This window comes from Serratia proteamaculans (assembly GCF_946227095.1).
Taxonomy (GTDB): domain Bacteria; phylum Pseudomonadota; class Gammaproteobacteria; order Enterobacterales; family Enterobacteriaceae; genus Serratia; species Serratia proteamaculans_E.
This window is the reverse complement of sequence record NZ_CAMISV010000023.1, coordinates 1-20,512: the sequence shown is the minus strand read 5'-3', so window position 1 is coordinate 20,512 and position 20,512 is coordinate 1. Positions and strand designations below refer to the sequence as shown.

12 protein-coding genes and 1 tRNA gene are annotated in these 20,512 nt (G+C 51.6%); 10 read left to right on the top strand and 3 right to left on the bottom strand.

The features are described from left to right. The first annotated feature begins 117 nt into the window (after positions 1-117). The 6 genes from aspA to OC597_RS26140 all read left to right on the top strand — a co-directional run bounded on the left by aspA (position 118) and on the right by OC597_RS26140 (position 5,959). Positions 118-1,554, top strand: coding sequence for an aspartate ammonia-lyase (aspA, locus tag OC597_RS26165; RefSeq protein WP_129935278.1), 1,437 nt, complete (start codon positions 118-120; stop codon positions 1,552-1,554). Between the two features lie 125 nt (positions 1,555-1,679). Next, positions 1,680-2,981 carry an anaerobic C4-dicarboxylate transporter gene (locus OC597_RS26160; RefSeq protein ID WP_112347880.1) on the top strand — a complete coding sequence of 434 codons (1,302 nt, stop codon included), beginning with the start codon at positions 1,680-1,682 and terminating at the stop codon, positions 2,979-2,981. Positions 2,982-3,102: 121 nt separating this feature from the next. Further along, entirely contained in the window at positions 3,103-3,426 is a 324-nt protein-coding gene (cutA, locus tag OC597_RS26155; protein ID WP_262211123.1) for a divalent cation tolerance protein CutA, read from the top strand. Continuing rightward, positions 3,402-5,108 (top strand): protein-disulfide reductase DsbD, encoded by a 1,707-nt coding sequence (locus OC597_RS26150; RefSeq protein ID WP_261256824.1) that lies wholly within the window; start codon positions 3,402-3,404, stop codon positions 5,106-5,108. Before cutA ends, OC597_RS26150 begins: the two co-directional genes overlap by 25 nt. Positions 5,109-5,148: 40 nt before the next feature. Next, positions 5,149-5,724, top strand: coding sequence for a transcriptional regulator (locus OC597_RS26145; RefSeq protein WP_112347878.1), 576 nt, complete (start codon positions 5,149-5,151; stop codon positions 5,722-5,724). A gap of 159 nt (positions 5,725-5,883) precedes the next feature. After that, positions 5,884-5,959 (top strand) — tRNA-Phe (locus tag OC597_RS26140). A 379-nt stretch (positions 5,960-6,338) separates the two neighbouring features. Here the strand turns inward: OC597_RS26140 and OC597_RS26135 are convergent. Then, complete coding sequence (locus OC597_RS26135) at positions 6,339-7,085, bottom strand: sulfite exporter TauE/SafE family protein (protein WP_261256823.1); 747 nt, start codon at positions 7,083-7,085, stop codon at positions 6,339-6,341. 177 nt (positions 7,086-7,262) lie between these two features. On the opposite strand from OC597_RS26135, the gene actS reads away from it, so the two are divergent. Beyond that, positions 7,263-8,012: an amidase activator ActS gene (gene actS, locus OC597_RS26130; protein WP_262211122.1), complete on the top strand. Its 750-nt coding sequence runs from the start codon at positions 7,263-7,265 to the stop codon at positions 8,010-8,012. 66 nt (positions 8,013-8,078) lie between these two features. Here the strand turns inward: actS and gltP are convergent, their stop codons facing one another. Continuing rightward, positions 8,079-9,395: a glutamate/aspartate:proton symporter GltP gene (gene gltP, locus OC597_RS26125; protein WP_262211121.1), complete on the bottom strand. Its 1,317-nt coding sequence runs from the start codon at positions 9,393-9,395 to the stop codon at positions 8,079-8,081. Positions 9,396-10,217: 822 nt separating this feature from the next. Between gltP and acs the strand changes: the two genes are divergently transcribed. The 3 genes from acs (at position 10,218) to actP (ending at position 14,228) form a co-directional block, all read left to right on the top strand. Then, positions 10,218-12,176, top strand: coding sequence for an acetate--CoA ligase (gene acs / locus OC597_RS26120; protein ID WP_262211120.1), 1,959 nt, complete (start codon positions 10,218-10,220; stop codon positions 12,174-12,176). Between the two features lie 91 nt (positions 12,177-12,267). Beyond that, positions 12,268-12,579, top strand: a complete 312-nt coding sequence (locus tag OC597_RS26115) for a DUF485 domain-containing protein (protein ID WP_112347862.1) — start codon at positions 12,268-12,270, stop codon at positions 12,577-12,579. Then, the gene (gene actP, locus OC597_RS26110; protein ID WP_261256815.1) at positions 12,576-14,228 is read left to right on the top strand and encodes a cation/acetate symporter ActP; all 1,653 of its coding nucleotides are present in this window, start codon (positions 12,576-12,578) and stop codon (positions 14,226-14,228) included. The genes OC597_RS26115 and actP overlap by 4 nt, the downstream gene beginning before the upstream one ends. 84 nt (positions 14,229-14,312) lie before the next feature. Here actP and OC597_RS26105 read toward each other — a convergent pair whose 3' ends face one another. Beyond that, positions 14,313-20,207: a LamG-like jellyroll fold domain-containing protein gene (locus OC597_RS26105; RefSeq protein WP_262211119.1), complete on the bottom strand. Its 5,895-nt coding sequence runs from the start codon at positions 20,205-20,207 to the stop codon at positions 14,313-14,315. Positions 20,208-20,512: the final 305 nt, after the last annotated feature.

Genomic DNA, 20,512 nt, shown 5'->3' with positions numbered 1-20,512 from the left:
ATATGATCTGGGCAGCAACGGGCACTGTGGTTAATCGTTTCACGCCTGAAGCCTTCGGCAACATAATTTGGTTACCTGACAATTAATTAATTCGGCAGCAATATAAAGAAGGTTCTCATGTCAAATAACATTCGTATCGAAGAAGACCTGTTAGGAACACGTGAAGTCCCCGCAGAAGCCTATTACGGTGTTCACACTCTGCGTGCGATTGAAAACTTTTATATCAGCAATAGCAAAATTAGCGATGTGCCCGAGTTTGTCCGCGGCATGGTGATGGTAAAAAAAGCCGCTGCACTGGCGAACAAAGAACTAAAAACCATCCCACGCAAAATCGCCGATGTCATTATCCAGGCCTGTGATGAAGTGCTGGATAAAGGCAAATGTATGGATCAGTTCCCGGTAGACGTGTTCCAGGGCGGTGCAGGCACTTCGCTGAACATGAACACCAACGAAGTGCTGGCGAATATCGGTCTGGAACTGATGGGTCATCAGAAAGGCGAATACCAATACCTGAACCCTAACGATCACCTCAACAAATGCCAGTCCACCAACGATGCCTACCCTACCGGCTTCCGCATTGCGGTTTACGCTTCCAACCAAAAGCTGATCGACGCCATTAACCAACTGCGCGAAGGTTTTGACCACAAAGCCAAAGAGTTCGAAACCATTCTGAAAATGGGCCGCACCCAGTTGCAGGATGCGGTGCCTATGACTCTGGGCCAGGAATTCCATGCGTTCAGCGTGTTGCTGAAAGAAGAGACTCGCAACCTGCACCGCACTGCCGAACTGCTGCTGGAAGTGAACCTGGGCGCCACGGCGATCGGTACCGCTCTGAACACCCCGGAAGGTTACGCGCAGTTGGCGGTACAGAAACTGGCGGAAGTCAGTAATCTGCCGGTCGTGCTGGCCGAAGACTTGATCGAAGCCACTTCCGACTGCGGTGCCTACGTCATGGTGCACAGCGCCCTGAAACGTTTGGCGGTCAAACTCTCCAAGATCTGTAACGACCTGCGCCTGCTGTCTTCGGGCCCACGCGCCGGCCTGAACGAGATCAACCTGCCGGAACTGCAGGCGGGCTCCTCTATCATGCCTGCCAAGGTGAACCCGGTGATCCCGGAAGTGGTTAATCAGGTGTGTTTCAAGGTGATTGGCAACGACACTTGCGTTACCATGGCGGCCGAAGCGGGTCAGCTGCAGTTGAACGTGATGGAGCCGGTGATTGGCCAGGCGATGTTTGAGTCTATCCACATCCTGACCAACGCCTGCTATAACCTGCTGGAAAAATGCATTAACGGCATCACCGCGAATAAAGAAGTCTGCGAGCACTACGTCTTCAATTCTATCGGTATCGTCACCTATCTGAACCCGTTCATTGGCCACCATAATGGTGACATCGTCGGGAAGATCTGTGCCGAAACCGGCAAGAGCGTACGCGAAGTGGTGCTGGAACGCGGTCTGCTGACCGAAGCCGAGCTGGATGACATCTTCTCCGTGGAGAACCTGATGCACCCGGCCTATAAAGCCAAACGCTATACGGATGAAAATGAACAATAACAGATACACCCGGTAGCCCAAAAAGGCACGCTAAATCCTCTGGATAGCGTGCCTTTTTACTTTCCATCGCCCACAAAAATTTAACTTTTTATTTTCAAATAATCTTATTTTGAGGAGTAGACACTATGTTAGCCGTAGAATTGGTTATCGTTCTGCTGGCCATTTTTTTAGGGGCCAGGTTGGGCGGTATCGGGATTGGATTTGCAGGCGGGCTCGGCGTTTTGGTCCTGGCGCTGATTGGCGTGAAGCCGGGCAGCATTCCGTTCGACGTCATTTCCATCATCATGGCAGTGATTGCCGCGATCTCGGCAATGCAGGTCGCGGGCGGGATGGATTATCTGGTACAGCAAACTGAAAAACTGCTGCGCAAGAACCCCAAACACATCACTATTCTGGCGCCGATCGTCACCTACTTTCTGACTATCTTTGCCGGTACCGGCAATATTTCTCTTTCCGCCCTGCCCGTGATTGCCGAAGTGGCGAAAGAACAGGGCATCAAGCCTTGCCGTCCGCTATCTACCGCCGTGGTATCCGCACAGATTGCCATCACCGCCTCTCCCATTTCCGCAGCGGTGGTCTACATGTCCTCCGTGATGGAAGGCCACGGCGTCAGCTATCTGCACTTGTTGATGGTGGTAATGCCTTCGACCTTCTGCGCCGTGGTGCTGATGTCGCTGCTGGTCAGTTGGATGTTCGACTCCAAACTGTCTGACGATCCGGTTTACCAGAAACGCCTTGAAGAAGGTCTGGTTACCCTGCGCGGCAACAAGGTGGTGGAAATCAAACCACGCGCCAAAGTCTCAGTGCTGCTGTTCCTGTTGGGCGTGCTGTGCGTGGTGGCCTACGCCATCATCAACAGCCCGGGTCTCGGTCTGGTGGCAAAACCCTTGATGAACACCACCAACGCGATTTTGATCATCATGCTGAGCGTCGCCACCCTGACCACCCTGCTGTGCAAAGTCGATACCGATATGGTACTCAACTCCAGCACCTTTAAGGCCGGTATGAGTGCCTGTATCTGTATTTTGGGCGTGGCCTGGCTGGGCGACACCTTTGTACAGGCCAATATCGACTGGATCAAAGAGACTGCGGGTACCGTGATCCAATCACATCCGTGGCTGCTGGCGGTGATTTTCTTCTTCTGCTCGGCGTTGCTGTACTCCCAGGCCGCTACCGCCAAGGCGCTGATGCCAATGGCGCTGGCACTGAACGTCTCGCCATTGACCGCCGTCGCGTCCTTTGCCGCCGTCTCCGGCCTGTTCATCCTGCCGACCTACCCTACGCTGGTCGCCGCTGTACAGATGGATGACACCGGTACCACGCGCATCGGGCGTTTTGTGTTTAACCACCCGTTCTTTATTCCCGGCACCATCGGGGTGATATTGGCGGTGTTGTTCGGCTTCCTGCTGGGCAGCGTAATGCTGTAATGCTTTCACCGGGGCTGCGGCCCCGGTTTCTCCCCCCGCCCCATTGGCGATAAACTCGCCTTCTAGCCGACCGCCCTTCAAGGTATAGTGCCCACTGATAATCTGGATGAGAGGGCTGAAGATGTCTGATTGCGAAGCTATCGTCATACTCTGCACCGCACCCGATGAGGGCACGGCTCAAGACCTGGCGGCCCGGGTTCTGGGGGAAAAACTGGCGGCCTGCGTCACACTGCTGCCCGGTGCCTCGTCGTTATACTACTGGGAAGGGAAACTGGAACAGGAGTATGAGGTGCAAATGCTGTTCAAAAGCGATCGCCGCCATCAAGACGCCCTGCTCAACGCCCTGAAACAACATCACCCGTATCAAACGCCCGAGCTGCTGGTGCTGCCGGTGATGGCTGGAGATAAAGACTACCTGTTATGGATCAACGCCTCATTAAATTGATATTCCTGCTCTGCAGCCTGTTTTTTTTACCACAGGCGGCTCAGGCATCGCTGTTTTCCCCGAACGGCGGCAACCAGTTCGTGCCGGTCGATCAGGCTTTTGCCTTCGATTTTAAGCAGCAGGACCACCAGCTGACGCTGAACTGGCAAATCCGCCCCGGTTATTACCTCTATCGTCAGCAGATTAAACTGGTACCACAGCAAGCGACATTAGGCTCCTTTGAACTGCCGCCCGGGCTGAGCCACAAGGATGAGTTCTTCGGCGAAGTCGCCATTTTCAAACAACAGCTTAGTCTGCCGATCCCACTGCAACAGGCAGCCAGTGGCGCCAGCCTGAGCGTGACTTATCAGGGCTGCGCCGAAGCGGGTTTCTGCTATCCGCCGGAAACGCGGGTGATCCCTCTGGATGCGGTGAGTGCTTCAACCGCACTGCCGGCCAGTGTGCCTGAAGAACCGGTGCCCGCCAGTCTACCGTTCTCCCCTCTGTGGGCGCTGCTGATTGGTATTGGCATTGCCTTCACCCCCTGTGTGTTGCCGATGTATCCTTTGATTTCCGGCATCATCCTTGGGCGTGAAAAACCACACAGCAGCGGGCGCATACTGGCGCTGGCGGTGGTTTACGTGCAGGGCATGGCGCTGACTTATACGGTACTCGGCCTGGTGGTCGCCGCCGCCGGGTTGCAATTCCAGGCAGCTTTGCAGCACCCATATGTCTTGATCGGCCTGTCAGTGTTGTTTATCGCGCTGGCCCTGTCGATGTTCGGTCTGTTTTCACTGCAGTTGCCTTCCTCGCTGCAAACGCGATTGGCGGGCTGGAGTAACAGCCAGCAAGGCGGTTCGCTGCCTGGCGTATTCCTGATGGGCGCACTGGCCGGACTGATTTGCTCCCCCTGTACCACGGCGCCGCTCAGCGCGATCCTGCTGTACATCGCCCAAAGCGGCAATATGTGGGCCGGCGGCGGCACCTTGTATCTCTATGCGCTGGGGATGGGGATCCCACTGGTGCTGGTGACCCTGTTCGGCAACCGCCTGCTGCCACGTAGCGGCCCATGGATGCAGTATGTCAAAGAAGCCTTTGGCTTCGTGATCCTCGCGCTGCCGGTGTTCCTGCTGGAGCGCGTGATTGGCGATCTGTGGGGGCTGCGGTTGTGGAGCCTGCTCGGCCTGGCGTTCTTTGGCTGGGCATTCGCGCTGAGCCTGAAGACTTCCCGTGGTTGGGCTCGGGCACTGCAATTAGTGCTGCTGGCGGCGGCAGTGATCGCCGCACGACCGCTGCAAGACTGGGCCTTTGGCACCAACAGCGCACAGCAGGCAGCGGTGCAGCACCTGAACTTTACGCGCATCAATAATGTAGATCAGCTCAATCTGGCGCTACAGCAGGCACAAGGGAAGCCGGTGATGCTGGATCTGTACGCCGACTGGTGTGTCGCCTGTAAGGAGTTCGAGAAATATACCTTCAGCGATGCCAGTGTTCAGGCTAAGCTGGCCAATGCAGTACTGCTGCAGGCGGATGTCACGGCCAACAATGCCGAACAGGTCGCACTGCTTAAGCACCTGAAAGTCTTGGGATTGCCAACGATTCTGTTCTTTAACGGTACCGGGCAAGAGTTAACGACCCAACGAGTAACCGGCTTTATGGATGCGGCGGCGTTCAACGCGCATTTGCAGAAAACGGTGCAATAAATAACACTGAGGTTCAGAACTGAATTTGGAGGAAGCACAAGTGCAACGTGAACACGTCCTTGATACGGCACTGGGGCTGTTGGAACAACAGGGCCTGGCGACCACCACATTGGAAATGCTGGCAGATAAACTCGACGTGCAACCGGGCGACCTGAAACGGTTCTGGCCGGATCGCGAAGCGCTGCTGTATGACTGCCTGCGCTATCATGGCCAGCAAATTGACACCTGGCGTCGCCAGTTACTGCTGGACGAGACCCTGAGCCCACAGCAAAAGCTGCTGGCACGCTATGACGTTTTGGAAGAATACGTCAAACACGACCGCTACCCCGGCTGCCTGTTTATCGCCGCCTGCAGTTTCTTCCCGGAAGTGGATCACCCGATCCACCAGCTAGCTGAGCAACAGAAACTCACCTCGCTGGATCTGACCCGCGATCTGCTGCGGGAAATGGACGCCGACGACGCCGACATGGTGGCGCAGCAAATGGAGCTGATCCAGGAAGGCTGCCTGAGCAAACTGCTGGTAAAACGCCAGCTACAGGACGTATCCGTCGCCAAGCGGCTGGCGGAAGATATCTTGCAGGTGGCCCAGTGCCGCAGAAACGGTGCGTTAAGCTAATTCAGTGTGCGGCGGTATACCGCCGCCGCAGAATGGTAGCCAACTCGGCACAATTTTCGAACCCTTTGACCGAAAAGCCAGCAACCAGTCGCGTTTTACCTGATTTCATTCACAAAGCCGTTGACTGCCTTCGGCCAATACGGTTTAATGCTGCGCGTTGCCCGGATAGCTCAGTCGGTAGAGCAGGGGATTGAAAATCCCCGTGTCCTTGGTTCGATTCCGAGTCCGGGCACCATCTTTAGAAGAACCCGCCTATGGCGGGTTTTTTGCTTTCTGAGATATGGACTCTGCATCGAACAGGTTCGATTATTCGGCCAAAGGCCTCACCCTACGGGCCAACGCTAAAGCGTTGTTCAACACGGCGTAAACGCCGGTTGTCCGAGTCCGGGCACCATCTTTAGAAGAACCCGCCTATGGCGGGTTTTTTGCTTTCTGGATCCCCTTCCCTGTACTGGTTCAGGCGACTGACAAAGCCCGTAATTAGGGAAAGCGTGCCGAAGGGGTCGTAGCGGCGCAGCCGCCGGAGCGCCCCTCGGTACGGTAGGCCCGGGTATCTCGAGCTAAAATACAACTTTGTCACCAAACTCAATCCGGATTCTTCCCCGCCATCGTCGTTAACTAAAGTACCTGACAATCAACATGGCCCCCGAGCCGAGCAAGATCACATTGATAAGCCTGAGGAATTGCTCGCGCGACATCTTTAACGTGAAGTAACGGCCCAGGGTAATCCCCACCAGCATGCCCGGCACCAGCACCAATGCCAGCAGCAGTAAATCAACGTCCAGATAAACACCGGCCAGGGCAAAAATGACCACTCGGGTCAGCGTGCTCATACCTATCAGCGTGGTTTGGGTAATACGGAAAGCTTCTTTTTTCTCAATTCGCCCACTGAGATAGATGGCGTAAATAAAACCGCCGCTGCCAAAGAGCGCACTGAATATCCCCCCAACCAGACCAAAAGGCACCGCCGCCTTGGGCGAATATTGCCGATCCGGCTTTAAACCACTGAGTGAATAGAGCGCGTAAACCACCACAAAAATTCCCAGCGCCAGCAACAGAATTTCTGGTCGAGTCTTCAGCAGGATCGCCGCCCCAAACAGGCTGCCGATAATCATCAATGGGACCAGCCGTTTTAATTCAGGCCATTGTGCGTTCCGCCCGTCGCGACTGACATTAACAATCGCCGCGCACATATCCAGCAGTGCCAGTAAGGGGACGATTTTCGCCACCGGCATATAGAGCGCCATTATCGGGCTGGCGACTAACGCAGAACCAAAACCGGCGATACCGAAAATGACATAAGCCACCAATAACGTGGCTGCCAGTACCAGATAACTCGAGAGCGTTAAGGTTTCCTGCACGTGAGCTTTTTCCAATCCATGAATGTTATTGAGCCACTGGGTGCCTTAGCCCCTGCCCACCATAATCCTAATCCCGGAGAATTTAGTCCATGGCGGCGTTTTTGACCACCTGTCCGTTGATGTTACTATAGGCAGATCACAATAGAGCGCGACGACGTTTAAGGACGATATTTGAGTATGGGAAGCACATTTGCTGTATGGCGACTGATCGCCGTGTGCGTGATCAGTCTGGGATTACTGGGGTGTGGCTCCGGAAAGAAATCGAACAGCTATGATCGTGATTATGACCAGTTGGCCAGAGGCAGTTATAACGGCAACACCTATACCGTCAAACGCGGCGATACACTGTTCTATATTGCCTGGATCACCAACAGTGAAGTCAGCGAGTTAGCGCGTCGCAATAAGCTCCCCAAACCCTACAACCTTGAGATTGGCCAAAAGTTGGCGCTGAATAATGCGACGGCGAAGAAAGGCAAATCTCGCAAAACGCAGTCTACCAGCCAGATTGCAGCCGTTGCGCCACCCATCCGCAGCAGTATCAAATGCTGGCGCTGGCCAACCCAGGGCAATATCGTCAGCAAGTATTCCACCGCAGACGGGGGCAATAAAGGCATTGATATCGCCGGTAACCGTGGCCAACCGGTGTTTGCCGCAGCCAAAGGACGGGTGGTGTACGTTGGCAACCAGCTCCGGGGTTACGGCAATCTGATTATGATAAAACACAATGATGAGTACATCAGCGCCTACGCCCACAACAACACCCTGCTGGTTCGCAATGCCCAGGAAGTGAAAGCCGGGCAGAAGATTGCCACCATGGGCAGCACCGGTACCGACAAGGTGATGCTACACTTCCAAATCCGTTATCGTGCTACCGCATTGGATCCACTGCGCTTTCTGCCGCCTCAGGGCTCCGCACCCGCATGTTGATCCCGAGATAGACGATAAAAAAACCCGCCATCAGGCGGGTTTTTCAATCATGGCGCACAATAACGATTAAGACTCTTTTATCTGTTTCATCTTGCCAGACAAAAACTCTTTCTCGAAGGCCAGCGCCTTTTTACTGTCGAACTGGTGTTCCCATTTCGCGACCACCAACACCGCCAACGCATTACCTACGACATTCAGTGCGGTACGTGCCATATCCAGGATACGGTCGACACCCGCGATAAACGCCAGACCTTCCAGCGGGATCCCCACGCTGCCCAGAGTGGCCAACAGCACCACAAAGGAAACACCTGGCACGCCGGCAATGCCCTTAGAGGTAAGCATCAGCGTCACCACCAGCACAATTTCCTGGCCCAGAGAAAGCTCGATGCCATACAACTGGGCGATAAAGATAGCGGCAATACTCTGATACAGCGTCGAACCATCCAGATTGAAGGAATAACCGGTCGGGACCACAAAGCTGGTGATCGCCTTGGGTGCGCCGTAAGCCTCCATCTTTTCAATGATGCGCGGCAGTACCGTTTCCGAGCTGGCGGTAGAAAAAGCCAGGATCAGTTCGTCCTTCAGGATACGAATCAGCGTCCAGATACGCAGGTTACAGATGCGGGCAACGGCCCCCAATACCACCAGCGCAAAGAAGGCAATGGCGAAGTACACCAGCAGCACCAGCTTGGCCAAGGGTAACAACGAGGCAAAGCCAAAGTTGGCGACCGTCACTGAGATCAGACCAAATACCCCAATCGGCGCATAACGCATGATCATATGGGTGACTTTGAACATGCTTTCCGAAACGGCTTTAAACACCTTCAGCAGCGGCTCTTTGGTTTCTTTCGGCAATGACGACAGCCCAAGACCAAACAACACCGAGAAGAAGATAATCGGTAGCATGTCGCCTTTGGCCATCGAAGCGAAGATGTTCGACGGGATCAACGACAGAATGGTGGCAACCAGGCTGTGTGAGCCACTTTGCACCTGCTCGGTGGTTTTTTGATACTGCGAGATATCGACCGCGGTCAGCGTCGACATATCGATGCCATGGCCGGGTTGAAAAACATTAGCCAGTGTCAGTCCCACCACTATGGCGATAGTGGTGATCACTTCGAAGTAAATAATGGTTTTCAACCCGAGACGCCCTAGCTTCTTCGCATCCCCCACGCCGGCAATACCCACAACCAACGTAGAAATAACGATCGGCACCACAATCATCTTAATCAGGCGAATGAATATATCACCGGCCGGACTAAGAATATTACTGACTAACCACTCTCGTGATTCAGTCTGATTATGGAGCACGGCCCCGACGATAATACCCAGCACCAGCGCGATCATAATTTGCCAAGCAAGACTGATTTTTACACTCTTCATACCCAAAAAGTCCTCAAAGACTCTTTTCGGCACATTTATAATAACGCACCGAAAAGAATACTTAATCATTTAATACAGGCTTATGTTAGTGACAAGGAAGCGTTCACCTGCCCTTAGTGTGACGCTGTTTAAATCTTTACCATTTGAAAGGCATGGTCTGCAAGCCTTGTTTCATCAGGCTTCAGTATGATATTTAACCGCATTAATTTTTAGCTTTAATTCTAAATGGCATAATACACTGTTATTAAAAGCATAATTTTATGTGACACAGGTCACGGAATACTCTGATGGATTAATATTTTCACCTGATGAAAATGCGTTAATTCCCACTAAACTTGCATATTTAGTCCAATGGGAATGTTTATATTATGTTGCGCTAAGGTTTTCAAAATGAAAATTACCAACAATACGATACCCTGTATCCCCGTCATATTGAAGCAGGACAGCTTAAAAACGGGTTTATTTATTAGCGATACTGGCTGAAAGCCTAATTATTAATATCAACATCGAATATTAACAACCGGCCATGTTCCAAAATGATTTAGCACCGGCCAAATAACATTAACTGTTAGCGATAAAAAGTGAGTTTATTATCGGGTTGGTTATTCTTTTTAGTTCTTTAGATAGCGTTTTCTGGCAAAACCACCTATCTGAGCGTTTTGACCCACCAAGCAGGCAGATGCCCAACGCAAATGAAGCAGAACTATTACAAATCAATATCTTCGTTGCGTGATCTGCCGCGCAAAAAAGAAACAAAGAATCGGAGCAAACTATACTTAACCTTCAGTTGACATATTATTAACAACTTCAAGGAGAAAAGCCATGAGCCAAGTGCATAAACACGCTATTCCTTCTGCAATTGCAGAACACGCCCTGATTAATCCGACACAATATCAACAATATTATCAACAATCTGTGCAAGACCCAGAAACGTTCTGGGGCGAGCAGGGAAAAATCCTGGACTGGATTAAACCTTATAGTCGGGTCAAAAACACCTCGTTCGATCCGGGTCATATCAGCATTCGCTGGTTTGAAGACGGCACCCTGAACCTGGCGGCCAACTGCCTCGATCGCCATCTGGCCGAGCGCGGCGACCAAACCGCCATTATCTGGGAAGGTGACGATCCCACCCAGTCAAAACAGGTGACCTACAAACAATTGCATCACGATGTCTGCCAATTCGCCAACGTGCTGAAAAAGCTGGGCGTGAAGAAAGGTGACGTCGTGGCTATCTATATGCCAATGGTACCGGAAGCCGCCGTCGCCATGCTGGCCTGCGCCCGTATCGGGGCAGTGCATTCGGTGATCTTTGGCGGTTTCTCGCCGGAAGCGGTCGCCGGCCGTATTATCGACTCCAACTCCAAACTGGTTATCACCGCTGACGAAGGCCTGCGCGCCGGACGTGCCGTTCCGCTGAAGAAAAACGTTGATGACGCGCTGAAGAATCCAGGCGTAAAAAATATCACCAACGTGGTGGTGTTCCAGCGTACCGGTAAACCGGGTTACTGGCAGGAAGGCCGCGATCTGTGGTGGCATGAACTGACCCAAGGGATTTCAGCCGACTGTCCACCGGAAGAGATGAACGCGGAAGACCCGCTGTTTATCCTTTATACCTCGGGCTCGACCGGTAAACCCAAGGGCGTGCTGCACACCACCGGCGGCTATCTGGTGTATGCCGCCATGACCTTTAAATACGTCTTCGATTACCATGACGGCGACGTGTACTGGTGTACCGCCGACGTCGGTTGGGTCACTGGCCACAGCTACCTGCTGTACGGTCCGCTGGCCTGCGGTGCCATTACCCTGATGTTCGAAGGGGTGCCAAATTACCCGGGCGTTAACCGCCTGTCACAGGTGGTCGACAAACATCAGGTTAATATCCTGTATACCGCGCCTACCGCCATTCGTGCCCTGATGGCCGAAGGTGACAAGGCAATCGAAGGGACCAAACGCGACTCGCTGCGCATCATGGGCTCGGTTGGAGAGCCGATTAACCCGGAAGCCTGGGAGTGGTATTACAATAAAATCGGTAACGGTAAATGCCCGATCGTCGACACCTGGTGGCAGACCGAAACCGGCGGCTTTATGATCACCCCGCTGCCCGGTGCCACCGAACTGAAAGCCGGTTCCGCTACGCGGCCATTCTTCGGCGTACAACCGGCGCTGGTGGATAACCTCGGTAACCCGCAAGAAGGTGCCTGTGAGGGTAACCTGGTGATCACCGACTCCTGGCCAGGCCAGGCTCGCACCCTGTTCGGCGATCACGATCGCTTCGAGCAAACCTACTTCTCTACCTTTAAAGGCATGTATTTCAGCGGTGACGGCGCACGCCGTGACGAAGACGGATACTACTGGATCACCGGCCGCGTCGATGATGTGCTTAACGTCTCCGGTCACCGTCTGGGCACCGCCGAGATTGAGTCAGCACTGGTCTCCCACCCGAAAATCGCCGAAGCGGCGGTGGTCGGCATCCCACATAACATTAAGGGCCAGGCGATTTACGCCTATATCACGCTGAACCACGGTGAAGAACCTACGCCTGAGCTGTATACCGAAGTGCGTAACTGGGTACGCAAAGAGATAGGGCCGATCGCCACGCCGGATGTCCTGCACTGGACAGACTCGCTGCCCAAAACACGCTCCGGCAAGATCATGCGTCGCATCCTGCGCAAAATTGCCGCCGGCGATACCAGCAATCTGGGGGATACCTCAACGCTGGCAGATCCGGCCGTAGTCGAAAAGCTGTTGGAAGAAAAACAATCAATGAAAGTTCCGTCCTAATTTCCGCCGCCTCAGGCCGATCAGCGGGAAGTCACCCGATGATCGGCTTCAAGCGCGGCGTACTCTATCAATACCTACTGGAGATGCTCTGATGAATGACACCATTTATCAAGGGATTGAGGAAAACCCGCGCTTTATAGAATTGGTGCGAAAACGTAGCCGCTTCGCCTGGCTGCTTTCACTGATTACACTGGCACTGTATGTCAGCTTTATTTTATTGATCGCTTTCGATCCTCAGTGGTTAGGCACCCCGATCGCCGAAGGATCGACCATTACCCGCGGGATCCCGGTAGGCGTAGGCCTGATAGTGATCTCTTTTGTGCTGACCGGGATCTACGTATTCCGCGCCAACGGCGAGTTCGATCGCCTGACTGCAGAAATTCTGCGTGAGGTGAAGAAATGAAGCCTTTACTGTCTGCCGCCGCTCTGCTGACGCTACCGGGCATGGCCTTTGCCGATGCCATTGGGGGGGAAGTTCAGCGTCAACCCTTGAACATTCAGGCGATCGTCATGTTCGTGCTGTTTGTCGGCGCCACGCTATACATCACCTACTGGGCCTCCAAACGCACCCGCTCACGCCAGGATTATTACACCGCAGGTGGGAAAATTACCGGTTTGCAGAACGGTCTGGCGATTGCCGGCGATTTTATGTCAGCCGCCTCTTTCCTAGGTATTTCCGCACTGGTGTATACCTCTGGCTATGACGGGCTGATTTACTCCATCGGCTTCCTGATCGGCTGGCCGATCATTTTGTTCCTGATTGCAGAACGCCTACGCAACCTGGGCCGTTATACCTTTGCTGACGTGGCTTCTTACCGACTGAAACAGAAACCGATCCGCACCCTCTCGGCCTGTGGCTCACTGGTGGTGGTCGCGCTGTACCTGATTGCTCAGATGGTAGGGGCCGGTAAGCTGATCCAGCTGCTGTTTGGCCTTAACTACCACGTGGCGGTCATCCTGGTCGGTATTTTGATGGTGCTGTACGTGCTGTTCGGCGGCATGCTGGCGACCACCTGGGTGCAGATTATCAAAGCCGTACTGCTGTTGGCCGGTGCCAGCTTTATGGCGCTGATGGTGATGAAATCGGTCAATTTTGACTTCAACACCCTGTTTGCCGAGGCCGTGAAGGTTCATCCAAAAGGCATCGCCATCATGAGCCCTGGCGGGCTGGTGTCCGATCCTATTTCCGCACTCTCACTGGGGCTGGCGCTGATGTTTGGTACCGCCGGTCTGCCGCACATTCTGATGCGCTTCTTTACCGTCAGTGACGCTAAAGAAGCCCGTAAGAGCGTGTTCTATGCCACCGGATTTATCGGTTACTTCTACATCCTGACCTTTATTATCGGCTTTGGCGCCATCCTGTTAGTCGGCCCTAATCCGGTATTCAAAGACGCCACCGGGGCACTATTGGGTGGCACCAACATGGCGGCGGTGCATTTGGCCAACGCGGTGGGCGGCAACTTCTTCCTCGGCTTTATCTCGGCGGTCGCCTTTGCCACCATTCTGGCAGTGGTTGCCGGCCTGACGCTGGCAGGGGCTTCTGCGGTATCTCATGATTTATACGCCAGCGTAATTAAAAACGGCAAGGCGACTGAGCGTGATGAACTGCGGGTTTCAAAGATTACCGTGGTGATCCTGGGGATCGTGGCTATTGCACTGGGGATTTTGTTCGAGAAACAGAATATCGCCTTTATGGTCGGGCTGGCCTTCTCGATTGCTGCCAGTTGTAACTTCCCGATTATCATTCTTTCGATGTACTGGTCGCGCCTGACCACTCGCGGCGCGATGATCGGCGGCTGGTTAGGTCTGCTGACGGCGGTGATCCTGATGATCCTCGGCCCAACCATCTGGGTCCAGATACTGGGACACGAGAAAGCCATTTATCCTTATGAATATCCGGCACTGTTCTCGATGCTGGTCGCCTTTATCGGCACCTGGCTGTTCTCGGTGACCGACAGCTCATTGGCCGGGCAGCAGGAGCGTGAACGCTTCCGTTTCCAATTTGTACGTTCACAAACCGGCCTGGGTATTTCCCAGGGCAGTTCACATTAACCATAAACCAGCGGGTTCAGCATGCTGAACCCGCTCTTATATCGCCGCCGAGCCTAAGCTATAGACTCTTGCCTGCCGGAGACTTTACTCTTCGCGTACCTTCAAGCCAATGGCCGCAACCCCCTGCTTAATCGCTTCATTTTGCATATACAACCGCCAAATGATGCCGGTACGATAGTTTTCGAGCATGACAATGCTAATCCCTTTTTCCAGCCCGTTAACTGATGACGAATACCAATATGGCGTAACATCCAGGTTATAACTGCCGTTAAATCCATATTTACCCCAGGTGTACGGATGGTTTCGGTAATAGTTTTGCATGGCTGCCAGCGACTCTTTTGGCGTGAACACCACGGCCCCTACCGCACCAGAGAGCACCATGGTGCCATCGGTATTCGCCGCAGTTGCCGGTGGTGCACCATAATTGCCATGGTAATTCCCATCCGGGCCATTGGCCGCCGACAGCCCCCATGAGTCAGGACCGAAGGTTTTGAAGTTATCCTGTTCATCAATGCTGTATTGGCGACTGATTTGCGAGTTCAGCACCCCGTCATCAAACCAGTCATCACCCAGTTTATCGACCTTGCCACGGAAATCGATCCAGGCATTCGAGAACTGATTGGTGAAACTGGACCCGAACCAAGTGTCAAGCACCGGTTTACTGCCACGATAGGAATGCTTGTCACGGCTAATGCTATAGAACATATCGCCGCTGACCGGATGCGTCGGGGAAGCCGCCGCCAGAACATACATGCTGGCTTGCTCGGCCGGGCCTGACCAGTGGTATTTCGTCTTAAACGCGCCACCTTTTTCTGGGTACCATGCCAAATAAAACTGATTGGTCTTAGCATCGCGGAACCATGGCCATTCGACCTTGTGATAAATTTGGTCCGCCATTTGTTTTACTTCACCGCCGAAGTATTCACCGGCAACAATCACCCCGTTCAGTGCCAGTGTAGTATCAATGGTCGAAAGTTCAGAAGTCCAGGTTCGTTTCCCAGTCAACTTATCCAGGAAGTGGTAGAAGAAGCCTTTATGCTGTTCGGCATGGTTCAACAGCATATTCAGCGTGCCCAAGGTGCGGGCAGCTCCTTCTTCTCTGGTGATCCAACCATTATCAATACCAATGGGGATCGCCGACAGGGCAAAACCGACCTGCGCCACGTTGCAAACCGGTGATTGCTTTGAATCACTCACCAATCCGTAACCAGGACTCGCAGGATCGCTATTCGCCATTTCCCAGAAGAAATTGAAACTTTTTCTGGCTTCCAGCTCAATCAACGCTGAATCACTAATCTCACGAACCGGCGGATTTTCCGTATCAAAAACCTGCAGTTCATAGATGGAAGGTAAATCGCTCGCCGCCGTAATATTTAGCCGAATTTGCGATGCTTTAATCCGTGGGAAATAAAGCTTGGCATCCGGGCCCAGCGTTGTTCCCTGATAAACCGGTAGCCATTGTCCGTTTTGTAAGACTTCAAAGGTAAAGGCGCTGACCCTGGACTCATACTCTTTAATCTGTACCAGATCGACATTAATCTCATCCCCAAAATCCACAGTAAGCCATGCGGGCAGCGGAAGGTTATGAGATGCCCAGCGACTCCCGCCATCACCATCAATGGCTTTATCCGCCGTATACTGTGCCTGCTTAAACCATACGCTGCTGGCACTGGCCTTGGCAGCGATATCCCACAGCAAGTTATAGCTTGGCCGCACCTCAAATTGGTGCTTCACTCCTTTGATGCCGTGAGGGTAGCGTTCCTGAATATAAAGTTGAGAATGTTCCAGCAATGGCGGTAGTTCAAGCTGGAAACGCCCATCCTCAGCCACCAAACCACTCAGCGATACCCCGCTGTCCGTGGTAATTTCAAGGGTGCTACCCGGCGTTGCCGCACCCTTCAACCAACGGCTCTTGTCGGTGATCCCCTGGTTATCCAGGGTGAAAGCCGCGACCACCGTCACTTCACAGTAGACGGAATAGGCACCATCAGCGCTGGTGACCGTTATTTTCGTCAGGCCGGGATGTAACGCCTTAATAAAGCAAGAGGCTTCATTGACTTGCAGGCTGGCGACTTCAGCATCCGTATTTGCCCAGTTTAGAGCCCCTGCGTTCACCGCCTTAATATTGGCGATTAAAGTAAAGCCTTTGCCGACTTCCAGTGTAACCCTCTCCTGATTTAGCGTAAGGCCTGCCGGGTCGTCTTGCGTCAGCGTCTGTTCTGCCAATTTCGGCAAGATCTCACGCCCTTGTTGAGTGGCTAGCATCGCATCTCTGATATGCAAACCCTGCTGGGGTGAGTGTCTGCGCGTTGTTAGGGTAAACAATATCTGCCCGGCAGGTAACGGTTGGTCAGCGATAAACACCAAACGCAACCTCTCTGCGGTGAGCTCCTGACGCAACAGAGTAATACTCGCCAACTCGGGAGTGACCTGCTCCACCAAGGCATTGTCCAACGCGATAGTCATATCACCAGCATAGAGATCGTTGCCGCGATGTTCTAACGCCAACTGGTAGCTGCCAACACTGTTCGAAGGCGTATTCACCACTTTAGTCATCACCCATTCAGGCAAACCGGCATCTGATAGCCCATCTTGCGCAACAAACATATTGCGTAAACCGGCCTCATTGCTGGTATCGGGAATATTCAAAGCATGGAGCACCATCCCTACAATATCTTTAGTGGATCCCCCAGAAACAATTTTCTCACCCACAGCGCCTCTGCCAACGGTTCGTCCGTTCGCCGCGATAAAAATGGTGCGTGCCATGGCGGAATTTTGCCCATGACCCAGGTTCTGAGTTTGAGTACCATCAACTTGTTCGGTGCCACCACCATGATCGGGCGAGACAATTATCAGGGTATCTTCACGTAAGCCCTGCCGATCCAACTCGCTGAGCAATGTTTCTATCCGTTTATCGGCAACGGCCAATGCCTGGTAGTATGCCGGGCCATAATAGCCACTCACATGCCCCGCCAGGTCGATCTCGCTCAGGTGCACCATCATGAATGCAGTATTTTTCAGCCTGCCGCTGGCGATATAGGCTACAGCCTTGCTCACAATCGCCTCGTCATAATCCTTGACGCATTCAACCCCTAACGAAGGTTCAATCAGGCTATTGGCAATAGCATCCCAGGAAACGTAGGCCGCAAGCTTACGGTTGGGCATCGCCTGGCGCAGCCGTTTAAACAAGGTCGGGTAGGGGCTATTTTCCGAATAATAACTCTCGGCAGCCACACCATTGGTGATCCCATGTTTATTGGTATCTACACCTGTAAGTATCGCACCCCAGTTTGGTGCAGAGTCGGATGGCATCACTGACTGTGCCGTATAGCTCACCGCCCCCTGTTCAATCATGCGTCGTAAACACGGAATATGTAATCGATCGCCGACCGTTTCTTTTTTTGCCTTAACTGAAGGCCAATAAGGGGCCTGCGGACTCACGCTGGCACCTGCACCGTCCATGCCAATAAATAACACGCGTTTGTAAGGCATAAATGCAATCTGTTCTGCAATACGGGTCTGCTGATCAGCGGGTGCCCCCATAATGTCAGACAATGTGATCACACCATCCTGATTACGATCCAGAGATAATGCCGTATTAATTGTCACGTGGTGAGTTTCTGCATTCAGAGAGTCAATCTGATATAAGCGACCATTTTCATAGAACTGACTATTCAATAAAGAGAATACACCATGACCCAATACGCCGGTGGTCTTGAAACGTAATTCCCCCATTTTCGTTTTTTGCCAGTCTAGAGGGTCATTATTATTAAATGTACGACCACCATAGCCGCTGATTTTCAAGATACCTCCGTCAGTAACCTGCACAGAGATATCTCTACCGATAGCTTCAATAAACTCAAATGATGAAGGATCATAATGAAGCTCGCTGGTGAACTCATCAATCACATTGACCATATTTTCGGTACGTAAATGCAGGTTTAATGTAAATGCAGATTCCGCTACCGTTTGTTCTGCCCCGACTAATGCCAGGCTGCCGTTAAATTTTTCTGTTAACGGTTTAACGACGAGATCACGGTATTCCTCGTAGAATGCCAGAGCCTCTTGTGCACTGACGACTCGATTGATAATCCACAGCTCATCGAGCTGCGTTTCGTTACTTAGACAATATTGCCCTTTCGCATCCGCACCAATAGTGACATCCAAGGCGGTAGTCGTATCACCCGTGGAGCGAATATCAACCTGTTGCTGCAGTACACCGTCTTTATAAAAACAAGCATTGCCGGCACGATCGTGACTCACCGTGATCTGGTGCCATCTGCCATCAGCCATATGGATCGGACGCTCCGCTGCAAGATCATAACGACCCGCATTGCTACCCTTCCAGTTCCAGCTTAAGGTATTTTCATGGATCCCCACCTGCCAGCCAGGGTTGTTACCAATTTTCCAGTCTTTATTCGCAATAATCGTTTGTTCTTTATTCAGCGTTGGGGAGTTGATCCAAAAACATAGGCTGAAATCACCGGCTAAATCGTTTTGTAATTCTGCATTGGGAATAGTAATGAAGGTTTCTCCGTCGAACAGAAACGCACTGTTGGCGAAGCTCGGCACATACGCCTCTTCAGCATGAGTTATCGCATGGTAGCTCTTATCGGTACTTTCGCTCAAAGTACCATCAAACGAGTAGTGAAGGGTTTTAAGAACAGGAACAAGCTGTTGACGATAGGCTTCGTACTCCTGTTGAACCTGCTGAGGGGAAATAATTGAGTTGGATATCTGAACTCGGTCAAGCAAAGCATTTTCCAGGCCGTACTTACCCAATCCATCGGCACCAATATTGAAATCCAAATGAGTATTGGTATGACCACTGCCGGCAATGGAGATGCGTTTTTGCTCTTGGCCATCGATATAGAAAATGGCGTCACCACGCCTATTATGCGTAATAGCAACATGGTGCCATTTAAAGTCGGCGATGGGAATGTCGCTAAAATCTAACCGGCCACCATAAATACCTTTCCAATTCCAACGCAGTTTTTCCCCACTAATACCTATGACCCAGCCAATATTCCCACCGGCACTCCAGTCTTTATTCGAAAATATTACACCCTCAGACTGTGCATTGGTCTTTATCCAGAAGGAGACACTGAAGTCGCCATCCAGTGCCGGGAACAATTCACTTTGTGGTAGCGTAATATAAGATTTCGCCAACTTAACTGCTTTGCCGTCAAAACCACGAACAAAGTTAATATCTCCGGTAGCCACACCATGATAGCCTTGGGCTGAACTGTCTTTCAAATCACCTTCAAAGTTCATCAATACTGCTAATGGTTTTTGCAGTTTATCTTTTAGGTCATAAAATCTTTGCTTAATTTCCTCGCGACTTAATAGCTTATCATAAATCTCAAACTCATCCAGATGACAACCATTCAAAGGATACTTACCCAGTGCATCAGCGCCAATCACCGTGGCATAGCCACTGTCAATATTGCCGGAGTTGGCAATGTTAATGGTATAAACTTCCTCTCCGTCCTTATAAAATACAGCGTCACCCTGACGATCAAACGTAGCGGCAACATGATGCCAGCGGTTGTCCGCTATTTTAATGTTTTGCTCAAACCCTAAATCCAGGCGTGAGCTGGATTCACCTTTCCAGTTACAGACCAAATAATCATTATTAATACCCAACAGCCAACCAATATTGGAGCCGTTACTCCAGTCTTTATTAGAGATAATTACGCCATTATTCGATGTGCCAGATTTAATCCAGAATGACAGGCTAAGATTACGATCTGTAGAAAATATAAAGTTTTCTTTTAATAAAGAAAGGGTATTTTTTTCGAAATATCCGTCATGATCAATATTATTTGGAGTGAGAATAATATCGCCTGTTATTTTTTCTATACTGTTATTTCCTGAAACATCTTTAACTTCTGTATTGAAGTCTATTCTTGCTAATAAAGTACCAGCGCTATCAGAATCATGAACTTCAACATTTATTTCTTTATATTTATTTTTCATATCATTTCACCTACATTTTGAATGGTTTTTAAAGCAGGCAAACCATAACATCAGTAAATGACGGCGAAAATGTATCCATATAGTGTGATAAATAACACAACAAATTAGGGCGCATTAATTCTTCGTGGGTAGGGATATTACGTTCATTGAAGAGTGATATAAAAATTGACTGGAATAGCGGCAAATACTTATAGCGCGCACAGCAAAATGTAGTGGTCAAGCAAAACTGGCCACGGCTTTAGAGTTTTTCCAGAACAATCGTTCTGATTCATTCGGCGTCAAACCACCATTATATTGATGAGGTC